Source organism: Comamonas koreensis (assembly GCF_021026195.1).
In the GTDB taxonomy this organism is placed as follows: Bacteria; Pseudomonadota; Gammaproteobacteria; order Burkholderiales; family Burkholderiaceae_C; genus Comamonas; species Comamonas koreensis.
In genome coordinates, this window is the sequence record NZ_JAJNCT010000003.1 from 127,677 (window position 1) to 141,245 (window position 13,569).

At 60.9% G+C, this 13,569-nt stretch carries 13 protein-coding genes; 9 read left to right on the plus strand and 4 right to left on the minus strand.

From position 1 onward, the window contains the following. Both LPW39_RS00600 and LPW39_RS00605 read left to right on the plus strand, forming a co-directional pair. Window positions 1-861 (plus strand): lysophospholipid acyltransferase family protein, encoded by an 861-nt coding sequence (locus LPW39_RS00600; RefSeq protein WP_230770488.1) that lies wholly within the window; start codon window positions 1-3, stop codon window positions 859-861. Then, window positions 854-1,723, plus strand: a complete 870-nt coding sequence (locus tag LPW39_RS00605) for a lysophospholipid acyltransferase family protein (RefSeq protein WP_230770489.1) — start codon at window positions 854-856, stop codon at window positions 1,721-1,723. Before LPW39_RS00600 ends, LPW39_RS00605 begins: the two co-directional genes overlap by 8 nt. A 68-nt stretch (window positions 1,724-1,791) precedes the next feature. On the opposite strand, the gene yihA is transcribed toward LPW39_RS00605, so the two are convergent. Next, the gene (gene yihA, locus LPW39_RS00610) at window positions 1,792-2,526 is read right to left on the minus strand and encodes a ribosome biogenesis GTP-binding protein YihA/YsxC (protein WP_230770490.1); all 735 of its coding nucleotides are present in this window, start codon (window positions 2,524-2,526) and stop codon (window positions 1,792-1,794) included. Between the two features lie 83 nt (window positions 2,527-2,609). On the opposite strand from yihA, the gene LPW39_RS00615 reads away from it, so the two are divergent. The 3 genes from LPW39_RS00615 (at window position 2,610) to ccsB (ending at window position 6,969) form a co-directional block, all read left to right on the plus strand. Then, entirely contained in the window at window positions 2,610-3,242 is a 633-nt protein-coding gene (locus tag LPW39_RS00615) for a c-type cytochrome (RefSeq protein ID WP_133856922.1), read from the plus strand. A 221-nt stretch (window positions 3,243-3,463) separates the two neighbouring features. After that, window positions 3,464-5,599 carry a cytochrome c biogenesis protein ResB gene (locus tag LPW39_RS00620; RefSeq protein ID WP_407928763.1) on the plus strand — a complete coding sequence of 712 codons (2,136 nt, stop codon included), beginning with the start codon at window positions 3,464-3,466 and terminating at the stop codon, window positions 5,597-5,599. Continuing rightward, on the plus strand, window positions 5,596-6,969 hold the full coding sequence (gene ccsB, locus LPW39_RS00625) for a c-type cytochrome biogenesis protein CcsB (RefSeq protein ID WP_230770491.1): 1,374 nt from the start codon (window positions 5,596-5,598) through the stop codon (window positions 6,967-6,969). The genes LPW39_RS00620 and ccsB overlap by 4 nt, the downstream gene beginning before the upstream one ends. A gap of 15 nt (window positions 6,970-6,984) precedes the next feature. Here the strand turns inward: ccsB and LPW39_RS00630 are convergent, their stop codons facing one another. Both LPW39_RS00630 and lptM read right to left on the minus strand, forming a co-directional pair. Beyond that, entirely contained in the window at window positions 6,985-7,791 is an 807-nt protein-coding gene (locus LPW39_RS00630) for an oxygen-binding di-iron domain-containing protein (RefSeq protein ID WP_230770492.1), read from the minus strand. Window positions 7,792-7,912: 121 nt separating this feature from the next. Beyond that, complete coding sequence (lptM, locus tag LPW39_RS00635) at window positions 7,913-8,131, minus strand: LPS translocon maturation chaperone LptM (RefSeq protein WP_230770494.1); 219 nt, start codon at window positions 8,129-8,131, stop codon at window positions 7,913-7,915. A 12-nt stretch (window positions 8,132-8,143) separates the two neighbouring features. On the opposite strand from lptM, the gene cyaY reads away from it, so the two are divergent. Further along, entirely contained in the window at window positions 8,144-8,473 is a 330-nt protein-coding gene (gene cyaY, locus LPW39_RS00640) for an iron donor protein CyaY (protein WP_230770495.1), read from the plus strand. Window positions 8,474-8,545: 72 nt separating this feature from the next. Here the strand turns inward: cyaY and LPW39_RS00645 are convergent, their stop codons facing one another. Beyond that, entirely contained in the window at window positions 8,546-10,942 is a 2,397-nt protein-coding gene (locus LPW39_RS00645; RefSeq protein WP_230770496.1) for a penicillin-binding protein 1A, read from the minus strand. Between the two features lie 261 nt (window positions 10,943-11,203). Between LPW39_RS00645 and LPW39_RS00650 the strand changes: the two genes are divergently transcribed. Genes LPW39_RS00650 through LPW39_RS00660 form a run of 3 tightly spaced genes read left to right on the plus strand, consistent with a single transcriptional unit; the run spans window position 11,204 to window position 13,565 of the window. Further along, window positions 11,204-12,283 carry a pilus assembly protein PilM gene (locus LPW39_RS00650; RefSeq protein WP_230770497.1) on the plus strand — a complete coding sequence of 360 codons (1,080 nt, stop codon included), beginning with the start codon at window positions 11,204-11,206 and terminating at the stop codon, window positions 12,281-12,283. After that, window positions 12,280-12,882 (plus strand): PilN domain-containing protein, encoded by a 603-nt coding sequence (locus LPW39_RS00655; protein WP_230770498.1) that lies wholly within the window; start codon window positions 12,280-12,282, stop codon window positions 12,880-12,882. The genes LPW39_RS00650 and LPW39_RS00655 overlap by 4 nt, the downstream gene beginning before the upstream one ends. A gap of 8 nt (window positions 12,883-12,890) precedes the next feature. Then, on the plus strand, window positions 12,891-13,565 hold the full coding sequence (locus LPW39_RS00660; protein WP_230770499.1) for a type IV pilus inner membrane component PilO: 675 nt from the start codon (window positions 12,891-12,893) through the stop codon (window positions 13,563-13,565). Window positions 13,566-13,569 lie beyond the last annotated feature (4 nt).

Here is a 13,569-nt window from a genome sequence, read left to right on the forward strand (position 1 = left end):
ATGCCATTCTTGTTTCGACTGTTTGCTGCGCTGCCGTTGTGGCTATTGCATGGCCTGGGCGCTGTCCTGGGCTGGCTCACCTTTGCCGCCTCGCCCACCTACCGCCGGCGTTTTCTGGCCAATGCCCAGCAGGCGGGCTACCGCTTTGCCGATGTGAGAAAAGCCGTGGCCCATGCCGGCCGCATGGTGGCCGAGGTGCCGCGCCTGTGGTTTGGCGCGCCGCTGCCCTGTGACATCCATGGCGCCGAAGTGATCGAGCAGGCGCTGGCCGATGGCAAGGGCATTGTGTTTTTGACCCCGCACATGGGCTGCTTCGAGCTCTCGGCCCAGTACATGGCGCGGCGCTGGGGTGTGGTGCATGGCCCCATCACCGTGCTCTACCGCCCGGCGCGCCAGGCCTGGCTGGCCAAGCTGATGGAGACGGCACGCGCGCGCCCCGGTCTGGCCTCGGCACCGACGACGATGGCGGGGGTGCGGCAGATGATCAAGGCCTTGCGCCAAGGCCATAGCGTGGGGCTGCTGCCTGACCAGGTGCCGCCCGATGGCCAGGGCATGTGGGTGCCGTTTTTTGGCAAGCCCGCCTACTCGATGACCTTGGCCGCCAAGTTGGCCCAGCAGACCGGTGCGGCTGTTATATTGGCGCGCTGTGTGCGCCGGCCACTGGGCCGGGGCTTTGATCTGTATGTGCGCGGCCTGCAGGCCCCGCTGGCCCAGGAGGCTGAAGCCGCCGTGCTGCAGATCAACCAGGAAATGGAGCGTTTGATCCGCGAGAGCCACGAGCAATACCTCTGGGGCTATGCGCGCTACAAGCAGCCGCGCAGTCTGGCTGCCGCTCCCTCGGAAGGTCAAAAGCATGGGTAAGTTGTTTATCGGGTGGATGTGGCTGATGTCGCACCTGCCTTTGTCGGTGTTGCGCGGCCTGGGGTGGTTGATGGGCCGCGTGCTGTTCTACCTGGTGCCCTCGCGCCGCCGCATTGCGCTGCGCAATCTGGAGCTGTGCTTTCCCGAAGCCACTGCCGCGCAGCGGCGCGACTGGGCCAAGGAGAGTTTTGTGGTGTTCTGCCAAACCTGGCTCGACCGCAGCTGGCTCTGGTTTGCGCCGCAAAAAACCTTGGAGAAGCGCACCCGCATGACCGGCGCGCTCGAAGAGCTGGAAGGCGATACCCCGACCATCATCTTTGCGCCGCACTTCTACAGCATGGATGCCGGGGGCACGGCGCTCACCATCCACTGCAGCCGGCCCTTCACCAGCATTTTCTCGACCCAGCCCAATGCCGATGTCGATGCCTGGATCCGCAAGGGCCGCCAGCGCTTTGGCGATGTGCGCATGCTCAACCGCGACGATGGCATCAAGCCCATCATTGCCAGCCTGCGCAAGGACCATGGGCTGTTGTACCTGCTGCCGGACATGGACTTTGGCCCGAGCGACTCGCTGTTTGTGCCTTACTTTGGCCAGGTGGCCGCGACCATTCCCTCGCTGTCGCGCTTTGCGCGGCTGGGCAAGGCCAAGGTGATCGGCATGTATACGCGGCTGACGCCCCAGGGCTATGAGGTGACCATCTCGCCGGCCTGGCAGGACTTTCCCAGCGACGATGTGGTGGCCGACACCACGCGCCAGAACCGCGAGCTCGAAGCCCAGATCCGCACCATGGTGCCCCAGTACTACTGGGTGCACAAGCGCTTCAAGACCCGGCCGGAAGGCGAGCCTTCGCTCTATTCATAAACAACTAAGCATAAACAACCAAGGCCCTTTCGGGCCTTTGTTGTTGAGCGCCTTGGCTGGCGCGCGGCTTATTGATCGTCCGCAGGGGCTTCTGGCGCTGCAGGCGCGGCCTCGGGGCTGACCAGTCCTTCCGGGTGCGACCACTGCCACAGCAACTGGGCGACCTTGTCCACATTCTGCTTTTTCAGCGCGCTGAACAGCATCACCTCACCACCACCGGCATTGAGCTTGGTGATGGACAGGATCTTGGCCTGCTCGACGCGGGTCAGCTTGTCGGCCTTGGTGAGCAAAATCAAGAACTTGAGACCTTGCTCTACCCGGGGGCGGATGATGTCGAGCAGCGCTTCGTCCAGCTCGGTCAGGCCCAGGCGCGGGTCGCAGAGCAGCACAATGCCGGTCAGGCTGGGGCGGCTGACCAGGTAGTTCACCATGACCTGCTGCCAGCGCTTCTTGTCCTCGCGCGAGACGGCGGCATAGCCATAGCCGGGCAAGTCGGCCAGCACGGCATCGGTCACGCCCTTCTTGCCCAGCGAAAACAGGTTGATGTGCTGGGTGCGGCCGGGCTTTTTCGAGGCAAAGGCCAGCTGGTTCTGCTGGGTCAGGGTGTTGATCGATGTGGACTTGCCCGCATTGGAGCGGCCCACAAAGGCGAACTCTGGCACATCGACGACAGGCAATTGGTGCAGTTGCGCAGCGGTGGTGAAGAAGCGGGCGGTGTGCATCCAGCCCAAAGCCGCCTTGCCATCGATTCCTGGGCTTGGCGTGTCTGCAACGGCTTGGGGGGTACTAGGTGTTGTCGTCATGTGCGTTCGAGTCTATCTAAGGCATCATTGTAGAATCTGGCCGCTTTGGCCTTATACCCATAAACCAGACAAAGACCCACGATATGAAGTTGATCGCCCCTTTGCTGACAACGGCTGTACTGGCTTTTTCTTCCGTTTCTGTGTATTCGGCGTCCGAGACGCCCAACCGGTCGCCCAAGCCGGACCTGGCCAAGGGGGAGGCCAGCTACACCGCCGTCTGCGTGGCCTGCCACAATGCCGACGGCAATGCCTCCATCGCCATCAACCCCAAATTGTCCCAGCAGCACCCCGAGTACCTGCTTAAGCAGCTGCAGGAGTTCAAATCCGGCAAGCGCAAGGACCCAGTAATGCAGGGCATGGTCGCAGGCCTGTCGGATGCGGACATGCTCAATATCTCGGCCTGGCTGGCCAGCAAACCCGGCAAGCTGGGCTTTGCCAAGGACAAGGACAGCGTTGCCCTGGGCGAGCGCATCTACCGCGGCGGCCTGCCCGACCGCCAGATTGCCGCCTGCGCGGGCTGCCACAGCCCCAATGGCGCGGGCATCCCGGCCCAGTACCCCCGGCTGTCTGGCCAGAACGCTGATTACGTCAGCAAGACCTTGCATGATTTCCGCGACGGCAAGCGCGGCAACAGCCTGCAAATGACAGGCGTCACCGCGAAGATGAACGACAAGGAAATCAAGGCGGTGTCGGACTATATTGCGGGCCTGCGCTAGGCCGGCGCCTTGTGCGTTGGACCTGTGCCGCCACGGGGAAAGCCCCCGCGCCATGACATTGAGCGCGTTGCTGGGCATTTCCCGGGCCTCAGGGCTATCCCTAGGGTTGCAGACTAAACTCGGCGTTCTGCGAACTTGTACTCTGGTGGCGACTCCATGGGGTGCGGACTGGCAGCGCAGCAGCGGTCCTGCTCCTGCTTTTCACCGATAGCGTCGTACCCATGTCTGAATCCTCTCCCACGCCAACGCAGTTACAGCCTCAGTTGGGCACCCGTGCCGTCTATGAGATGCTGTCGTCGATGCGCTTTGCGATTGCGCTGTTGTCCATCATCTGCATTGCCTCGGTCATCGGTACCGTGCTGCGCCAGCATGAGCCGGCCGTCAACTACGTCAACCAGTTCGGCCCTTTCTGGGCCCAGCTGTTCCTGTCGCTCAAGCTCAATGCGGTTTACAGCGCCTGGTGGTTTCTGCTGATCCTGGCTTTTCTGGTGACCAGCACCAGCCTGTGCATTGCCAAGCATGCGCCCAAGTACCTGGCCGACTTGCGCCAGTACAAAGAGAATCTGCGCGTGCAAAGCCTGCAGGCCTTCCACCACCAGGCCAGCGCCCATTTGGCAGAGACCCCGGCGCAGGCGGCGCAGCGGGTGGGATCGCAGCTGGCCGGTAGTGGCTGGAAGGTGCGCCTGCAAGAGCGCAGCGATGGCTGGATGGTGGCGGCCAAGGCTGGCGCCGCCCACAAGATTGGCTACCTGGCAGCGCACAGCGCCATTGTGCTGATCTGCCTGGGTGGCCTGCTCGATGGCGATTTGATTGTGCGCGCGCAAATGCTGCTGGGCGGCAAGACCACCTTCAGCGGCGGCGGCATGATTGCCGATGTGCCCGAGCAGCACCGGCTGTCCGCCAGTAACCCGACCTTCCGTGGCAATCTGATCGTGGCCGAAGGCGCGCAGTCAGGCACGGCCATCCTCAACCAGTCGGACGGCATCCTGCTGCAGGATTTGCCGTTTTCGGTGGAACTGAAGAAATTCATCGTCGAGTACTACTCCACCGGCATGCCCCGGCTGTTTGCCAGCGAGGTGGTGCTGCACGACAAGAAAACCGGTGCCTCGGTGGAAAAGCGCATCGAGGTGAACCATCCCGCGAGCTTCCAGGGCATCGAGATCTACCAATCGAGCTTTGAAGACGGTGGATCGCGGCTGCAGCTGCGCGCGGTGCCGCTGGTGCCGGGCATGAAGAGCTTTGAGGTAAAGGGCGAAGTGGGTGCCTCCACGCAGATCACGATGGGCGAGGGCCAGCCGCCGCTGGAGCTGGAGTTCACCGGCCTGCGCACCATCAATGTGGAAAACATGGGCGCCAACCCGGGCGACGCCGCGCAAGGCGGCACCGATGTGCGCAAGGTGGATTTGAGATCCAGCCTGGACAACCACCTGGGTGCCGGCAACAAGGTGACTACCCCGCGCGATCTGCGCAATGTGGGCCCCAGCGTCAGCTACAAGCTGCGCGATGCCTCGGGCCAGGCGCGTGAATTCAACAACTACATGCTGCCCGTCGACATGGGCGATGGTCAGCCGGTGTACCTCTGGGGCGTGCGCGAGACCCTGGCCGACCAGTTCCGCTACCTGCGCATTCCGGCAGATGACCAATCGAGCTACCGGGGCTTTTTGCGTTTGAAGGAGGCGCTGCAGACGCCGGCGATGCGCGAGCGCGCTGTACAGCAGTATGTGGCAGGCGCTGTGGAGGCGAGCCGCCCGGCACTGCGCGAGCAGCTTTATGCCTCGGCGCTCAAGGCGCTGGTGATTTTTGCTGGCGATGGCCAGGCGGGCGCGAGCAGCGTCACCGGCTTGCAGGCGATTTCGGCCTTCATGGAGCAAAATGTGCCCGAAGGCGAACGCGCCAAGGCGGGCGAAGTGCTGGTGCGCATTTTGAACGGTGTGCTGTTTGAGCTGATGCAGGTGGCGCGGGCCGACGAGGGCCTGGCACCGCTGGAGCCCAGCGAGCAGACCCAGCGCTTCATGACCCAGTCGGTGCTGTCGCTGAGCGATGCGCTGCTGTACCCGGAGCCGCTGGTGTTTGAGCTGACCCAGTTCGACCAGGTGCAGGCCAGCGTCTTTCAGGTGGCCAAGGCGCCGGGTAAATTGGTCGTCTACCTGGGTTGCCTGTTCCTGATTCTGGGGGTGTTTGCGATGCTCTATGTGCGCGACCGGCGCCTCTGGGTCTGGCTGGCACCGCGCGCAGATGGCAGCGCCGATGCGCGCATGGCTTTGTCCACCAACCGCCGCACCCTGGATGTGGACCGCGATTTTGAGGGCCTGAGTCAAAAGCTTCTGGGCACGAGCCCTAGCGGAGAACAACGATGAATACTGCTTCCACCAACCTGCCGCCCGCCCAGGCGGGCACCGTGGTCCAAACGGTGCAACTCAACCCCGGCTACTTCAGCAGCCGCTCGGTCTGGGACTGGCTGTTTGCGTTGGCCTTGGCCGTTGGTGGCGGTTTTGCGCTGTTTTTGTATGGCCACCATATGGATGGCTATGAAAAAGGCATCCTGATCGCATCGGTGCCGTTTTTCATCTGGCTGGGCTGGTTCTGGCGGCCCTTGCAGCTGTTGATGGTGGTGGTGGCTGCGCTGTCGCTGCTGGCCATTGGCCTGTACCGGGTCGATGGCGCAGGGCAGATCGCGCGTTCGGAAACAGTGTTTGGGCTCAAGTACTTCCTGTCCAGCCAGTCGGCCATTCTATGGATGAGCGTGCTGTTCTTCATGAGCACGGTGTTCTACTGGATCGGCCTCCTGTCCAAGGGCGAAGGATCGACACTGACGACGGTGGGCAGCCGCCTGACCTGGCTGGCCATTGTGATGGCCTTGGTGGGCACGATGGTGCGCTGGTATGAGAGCTATCTGATGGGGCCGGATATCGGCCATATCCCCGTCAGCAATCTCTATGAGGTGTTTGTGCTGTTTGCCTGGATGACGGCGCTTTTCTACCTCTACTTCGAAGCGCATTACCAGACGCGGGCGCTGGGCGGCTTTGTGATGCTGGTGGTCAGTGCCTCGGTGGGCTTTTTGCTGTGGTACACGGTTGCCCGCCAGGCCCATGAGATCCAGCCGCTGGTGCCCGCGCTGCAAAGCTGGTGGATGAAGCTGCATGTGCCGGCCAATTTTGTCGGCTATGGCACCTTTGCGCTGGCTGCCATGGTGGCACTGGCCTACCTGCTGAAGGCGGCCACGCAGCGGGCGCTGTGGATCGGCCTGGTGCTCGTGCCCATGCTGGTGCTGGTGCTGCCCCTGGTGGCCTTCCGCATCTGGGGCGATGAAAGCCTCTACCCCTCGCTCGACAAGACCTTGCGCATGGCCTTGCCGCTGGAGCTGTTCTTTGGGCTGATGATCCTGCTGCGCAGCTGGATCAACCGGGGCACGCCGCGCCTGCAGATCATGGATGACCTGATGTACAAGGCCATCGCCGTGGGCTTTGCCTTTTTCACCATTGCCACCGTGCTGGGCGCGCTCTGGGCGGCTGAGGCCTGGGGCGGCTACTGGAGCTGGGATCCCAAGGAGACCTGGGCGCTGATCGTCTGGCTGAACTATGCCGCCTGGCTGCACATGCGCCTGGTCAAGGGCTTGCGCGGTGCTGTCTCGGCCTGGTGGGCGCTGGTGGGCCTGGTGGTCACCACCTTCGCCTTCCTGGGGGTGAACATGTTCCTATCTGGCTTGCACAGCTACGGCACGCTGTAAGCCCGTTGCACCGTCTCAGGAGCGTTGCGGCAGCGGAGAGATTGCCTGTTGGGGCAGGGTGTAGTTCTGGTTGTCCATCAGATCGACCCCGCACATCAGGTGGTCGAGCCAGTCAAAGAACTGGGCAATGGCCGGGCCCATGATGGGCGCGCCGTGCTGGGGCACGATCAAGGAGATATCCAGCTGGCGCGCCATGGCCACCCACAGGCGCAGCACCTTGTTGGACACCATGTAGCGCCGGTGAAAGCCCTCCATGCGGGGAATATGGGGCGCCAGGTCGGTCACCGGCGTGCGTGCGATATAGCCATCGGTCATCGAGACGCCCAGGTCCCCGGTGAACAGGATGCGGCTGATCGGGTCGTAGAAGTGGAAGTTTCCTTCCGCATGCAGAAAATGCGCAGGCAGGATGTGCAGCTGGCTCTGGCCCAGCGGCAGAATGCCACCGGGGTCCTGCACGGGGATGACCCGGTTTTCCGTCTTGCCGACCTTGGTGAAATGCGGCACAAAGCGCTCCCAGACACGGGAGATCACCAAGGATGCGCGGGTGGAGGTGAGCCAGCGATCCAGCGAGGCGATGATGTCCGGGTCGGCATGCGAGGCGATCAGGTAGGACAGCTTGTGCGGCGAGAAATAGCGCACCATGCCCATGTAGAGCTCATTGAAGGCGAGGTTGCCGCCCGGATCGATGATGGCGCCGGTACCATGGTCGACGATCAGGAACTGGTTGGCCTGCACGGCCTGCGCATCCTCTTCCACCAGGTCGGTGAACATCAGACAAGCGTGATGCTCGTCACGGTACAGTTCCACAGGTTCCAACGCCATCTCTTCCGCCCAGTTATCAATTGCAACGGGCGTGACTGTAACGGGGTGTAGTGGGTTGGATCTTGAGGTGGATCAAGGAGGCGGGCCGGGTGCACGCCAGCGCGCAGCAGCCCCCGCTGAATCAGGGCTTGGTGGCGGGCTGCATCACGGTGGAGGGCTGCAGCTGGGGTTCAGGCCGGTCCGGTGCGCTGGGGTCCAGGGTTTGCGGCAGGGTTGCCCGGTTGGCTGCTGCAGGCTCCGTCGGCAGATACAGCGGCCCGCGCTGGCCGCAAGCTGCCAATAGTGCCGCACCGGTGGCAAGGACAATGGTCCTGCATACAATTTGGTAAATACTCCACATTGAAGCATTGTAATGAACGAACTCGAATACCTGGATGCGGCAGAAAAACTCTTGCTGGCGGTTGAACAGACCTGCGACCGCATCAACGACGAAACCGATGCCGATATCGATGCCCAGCGCGTCGGTGGTCTGCTGACCCTGATTTTTGCCAACCGCAGCCAGATCATCATCAACCTGCAGCCGCCGCTGCATGAGGTGTGGCTGGCGGCCAAGTCCGGTGGCTACCACTACAAGTTCGATGGCAGCGTGTGGCGTGATACCAAGACCGGCAATGATTTCTTTGCCGATCTGACCCGGGATGCCGGTGTGCAGTCGGGTCTGCCCCTGGTCTTCAAGGCTTGACGCGATACCCCCAATAAAAAGGCCAGCCCGTAGCGATACGGACTGGCCTTTGCTTTGGGTGCTGGCGCTAGGTCAGTTGCGGAACAGGTCCAAGATCTTATTGCGCTCTTCGGAGTTGGGCGGGGGCACCATGGTGCCAGCGGTCGACGCAGGAGAGTCCAGGCCCAGATTGGGAGCGCTGCGTGCGTACTCTTCGTAGAGCCAGTCGCCGCCGACATTGACCAGGCCGCTGGGCGGCGTCATCTTGGCCACAGGCACATCCTTGAGCGCATGCTGCATGTAGTTGATCCAGATGGGCAGGCTGAGGCCGCCGCCGTATTCGCGCGCACCCAGGCTGCGGGGGTTGTCATATCCCATCCAGACCACGGCCGCATTGGTAGGCTGGAAGCCCGCGAACCAGGCGTCCACCGAGTCATTGGTGGTACCGGTCTTGCCATAGATGTCCGGGCGCTTGAGCTGGGCCTGGGCCTTGGCGGCGGTGCCGTAGCGGGCGACGTCTTGCAGCAGCGAGTCCATCACAAAGGCATTGCGGGCATCGATGGCGCGCGGCAGGTCTTCGGTGGCAGGCGGTGCGAACTCCGACAGTACATTGCCCCGATGGTCGGTGATCTTGGCAATCAGATAAGGATTGACCCGGTGGCCGCCGTTGGCGAACACCGAATAGGCGGACACCATCTGCATGGGCGTGACCGAGCCGGCGCCCAAGGCCATGGGCAGGTAGGGCGGCTGCTTGTCGGCATCAAAGCCGAACTTGGTCACCCATTCCTGGGCCTTCTTGGGGCCCACCGACTGCATCACGCGGATGGTCACCAGGTTCTTCGAGCGTGCCAGCGCCTGGCGCATGGTCATCGGGCCATCAAAGCGGCCATCGGAGTTCTTCGGCTCCCAGGGCTGTTGGCCGGCCGACCCGGGGAAGCTCAGCGGTGCATCATTGATCACTGTGGTGGGCGAAAAGCCTTTTTCCAGCGCTGCCGAGTAGATAAAGGGCTTGAAGCTGGAGCCCGGCTGGCGCCAAGCCTGGGTCACATGGTTGAACTTGTTCTTGTCGAAATCAAAGCCGCCAACCAGTGCCTTGATGGCACCGCTGCGGGGGTCAAGTGAGACGAACGCGCCTTCCACCTCGGGCAACTGGGTCAGCTCAAAGGTCTTCTTGGCGGTTTCCATGATGCGCACCACCGCGCCAGGGCGCAGCTTGGTGTTAGGCGGTGCCTTGTCGCTCAGGCCCGATTGCACGGGCTTGAGGCCCTCCCCGGTGATCTCGATCGGATCGCCATCGGCACGGATGACCACGACTTTACGCGGCGTTGCTTCCAAAACCACGGCAGAGAGGATATTGCCGTTGTCCGGGTGCTGGGCCAGTACCTCATCTATCGCCTCGTCCCGCTCCTGGCCGGCAGCCGGCAGGTTGATGAACTTCTCCGGTCCACGGTAGTGCTGCCGCTTTTCGTAGTCCATGATGCCCTTGCGCAGCGCTTCATAGGCTTTTTCCTGGTCGCTGGCGATCAGGGTGGTGTAGACGTTGAGACCACGGGTATAGGCCTCGCTGCCGTACTGGGCAAAGATCAGCTGGCGCGCCATTTCAGCCACGTATTCGGCATGCACGCGGTTATCCGCGTAGCTAGAGCGGATCTTGAGCGACTCCGCGCGTGCTTCGTTCGCCTGGGCGGGCGTGATGAAGTGGTTCTCTTCCATCCTGTCAATGATGTAGAGCTGGCGGATGCGGGCGCGCTTGGGGTTGCTGATCGGGTTATAGGCAGAGGGGGCCTTGGGCAGGCCGGCGAGCATGGCCGCCTCGGCCACCGTCACATCCTTGAGCGGCTTGCCGAAATAGGTCTCGGACGCGGCCGAGAAACCATAGGCACGGTTACCTAAATAGATCTGGTTCATATAGATTTCCAGAATCTGATTCTTGCTCAAGGTGTGCTCTAGCTTCAGGGTCAGCAAGATCTCATATATCTTGCGGGTATAGGTTTTTTCAGATGACAGATAGACATTGCGCGCCACCTGCATGGTGATCGTGGAAGCGCCCTGGGCCTTTTCGCGCCCCAGGTTGGCGAGCAAGGCGCGCGCCATGCCTTTGTAATCCACGCCGTTGTGCTCGAAGAAACGCGTGTCTTCGATGGCCAGCACGGCATCCACCATCACCTTGGGTATTTCACCAATCGGCGTCAAATTGCGGCGTTCTTCACCAAACTCGCCCAGCAAGGCGCCTTCGGACGAGTAAACCCGCATCGGCAGCTTGGGGCGGTAGTCGGCCAGTTCGGAGACATCGGGCAGGTTGGGGTAGGCCATGGCCAGGCCCACGGCAACGACCGCTGCGCCGGCAACGGCAGCGGCAACGAGCAAGGCAAACAGCCAGCCAAAAAATTTCAGCGTCTTGGTGGCAAAGCTCGATGGCTTGGGTTGCTTGGGAGATTTTGCGGGAGGTTTCTCAGGCGTTCTGCGCGAGATCGGAGCGTCTGGATTCATGGGGTCAGACCGTCGAGAGGAGCTTGCATAAGCAGGGAATGCTATCACGCGGCTGCTTTCGGTGGGGGGCGTGCCGGTTTTGATTTAGCTTGTGACAAATATCATGCTACGTCCAATGTATCCCTTGTATCGTATTGTTTTGACAACGAATTGGCTCCGGGCGCAGGTGGTTCTTTGCTGCGCGACTATCTTGCTGATAGCATTCATAGGGGGTGTTAAGTTTTGTAGCTCAATATAGAGCAAATTAGGGAGGAGCCCATCTTGGTCTCAATGGGATCTTTGTTCCGACGCCAGCCGTCTAGCCTCTTGGGGATAGATGTGAGTGCGTCGAGCATCAAGTTGGTAGAACTGGGGAGGAATGGCAGCGGTCAGTACGTTGTTGAGCGCTGTGCTCAAGAGCTGCTGGAGCCTGGCTGGGTCACCGAGTCGGGTATCGAGCGCTTTGATGAAGTAGCTGATTCCTTGCGTCGTTTGGTCAAAAAAAGCGGGACGCGAACCAAGCAAGCGGCACTGGCGTTGCCGCTTTCTGCCGTGATTCAAAAGAAAATTGTGCTGCCATCGGGGCTCTCAGAGCTGGAGATGGAGTTTCAAGTTGAATCAGAAGCTAACCAATACATACCATTTTCCCTCGATGAGGTGAACCTGGACTTCTACGTCATTGGCCCTTCCTCCAATTCGATAGGTGATGTCGATGTGCTGATTGCAGCAGCGCGCAAAGAGACGGTTCAGGACCGACAGGGCCTGGCAGAAGCGGCTGGCCTCAAGCCCGTGGTGCTCGAGATCGAATCCAACGCCACCGCGCTGGCAGCCCGGCGCCTGATCGGCAATATGCCCAGCAAAGGCAAGGACGCGTTCATTGCCATCTTTGAAATTGGCGGTAATGCATCGTTTCTGCAGATCATCCACAACAACCAGGTGATCTATGAGCGCGACCAATCCTTCAACGGTGGTCAGCTCACGCAGATGATCATGCGCCAGTATGGCTTCTCACAAGAAGAAGCTGAGCAGAAAAAGCGCGGCGGTGATCTGCCCGCTGATTACAAGCAGGTCGTGCTCAAGCCTTTTGTGGAAAGCATCGGGCAGGAGATCAACCGTGCTTTGCAGTTCTTTTTCACCAGCACACCACACAACCGCATCGACCATATTTTGTTGGCAGGCGGCTCGGCCGTGCTCAGTGGCCTGACAGATGCGGTGATCGATGCCACAGGTTTTGCCGCGTCTGCCGCCAATCCGTTTGAAGACATGGTGATGGATGCTGCGGTGCGCTCGCGGGCTAAAAGCAAGGACTTCACTACCTATCTCACGGCCTGTGGACTGGCGTTGCGGAGGTATGCCGCATGATATTGATCAATCTGCTTCCGCACCGTGAAGCCGCACGCAAAAAGCGCAAAGAGAGTTTTCAGGCATCGATGGTCGCGGCAGCCCTGGTGGGCGCGGTGGTTTGCGGCGCTGTCTACATGTTTTACCAGTACCAGATTGACCTGCAAGCCGGGCGCAATGCGCTGCTGACTCGTGAGATCAAGGCACTGGATATCAAGATCGCCGATGTGGCCAAGATTGATGCGGAAATTGCCGCGCTGAAGGCGCGGCAAAAGGCTGTGGAGGATCTGCAGTCCGACCGCAATCTGCCGGTCCATTTGCTCAATGAGCTGGTCCTTCAGCTGCCCGATGGCGTCTATATCGAGAGCCTCAAGCAGCAAGAACAGACTGTGCAGATCCAGGGTATTGCCCAATCCAATGAGCGGGTGTCCGAATTGCTCAACAGCCTAGCCACCAAGACGCCCTGGTTGTCCAAGCCTGAGCTGGTCGAGGTAGTGGGTACGACCACACAGATCAATGCCCGTGAGAGAAAACGGGTTGCCGGCTTCAACCTGCGTTTTGGCCTGATGCGTTCCAGTGATGTGGAGCAGGCCCACATCGCTCAAGGTGTGAAAAAGTAGGGGCGACGATGGCAACGAAAAAAAATATACAAGTGGGGGAGGCGCTGCAAGGATTTCTGCGCCAGTTTCAAAACCTCGACCCCAAGGACCCATCTGTCTGGCCGGCTGCTCCTCGCGCGGTCTTGTTGGTGTTTATTGCGGCACTGGTAATCGGTTTGGGCTGGTATGCCTATTTGAGCAGCTTTGAGGACGAGCTGTCTGTGGCGCAGGCCGAAGAGCTCAAGCTCAAGGAAGACTACAAGACACGTCTGCGCAAGGCGGTCAATCTGGATGCGCTACGCAAACAGCGCGAGCAGGTCTTGCAGTACGTGACCCAGCTGGAAAAACAATTGCCCAGCAAGGCGGAAATGGCTGCGTTGTTGTCCGATATCAACCAGGCCGGTATTGGCCGGAGTCTGCAGTTTGACCTGTTCAAACCGGGTCAGACGGTGGTGCGGGACTATTACGCCGAGTTGCCAATCACCTTGCAGGTCAACGGCAGGTACCACGATATTGGCTTTTTTGCGGCGGACGTCGCCAATCTCTCGCGCATCGTGACCTTGAACAACATTGCGCTGGCGCCCGCCAACAAGGAAAGTGCGACGTTGGTGCTGAACGCTACCGCAAGAACCTTCCGCTATCTGGATCCGCAAGAGCTCCAAGAGCAGCAAGCGGCGAAATCCAAGCAGAACGCGAAGAAGTAAGGTG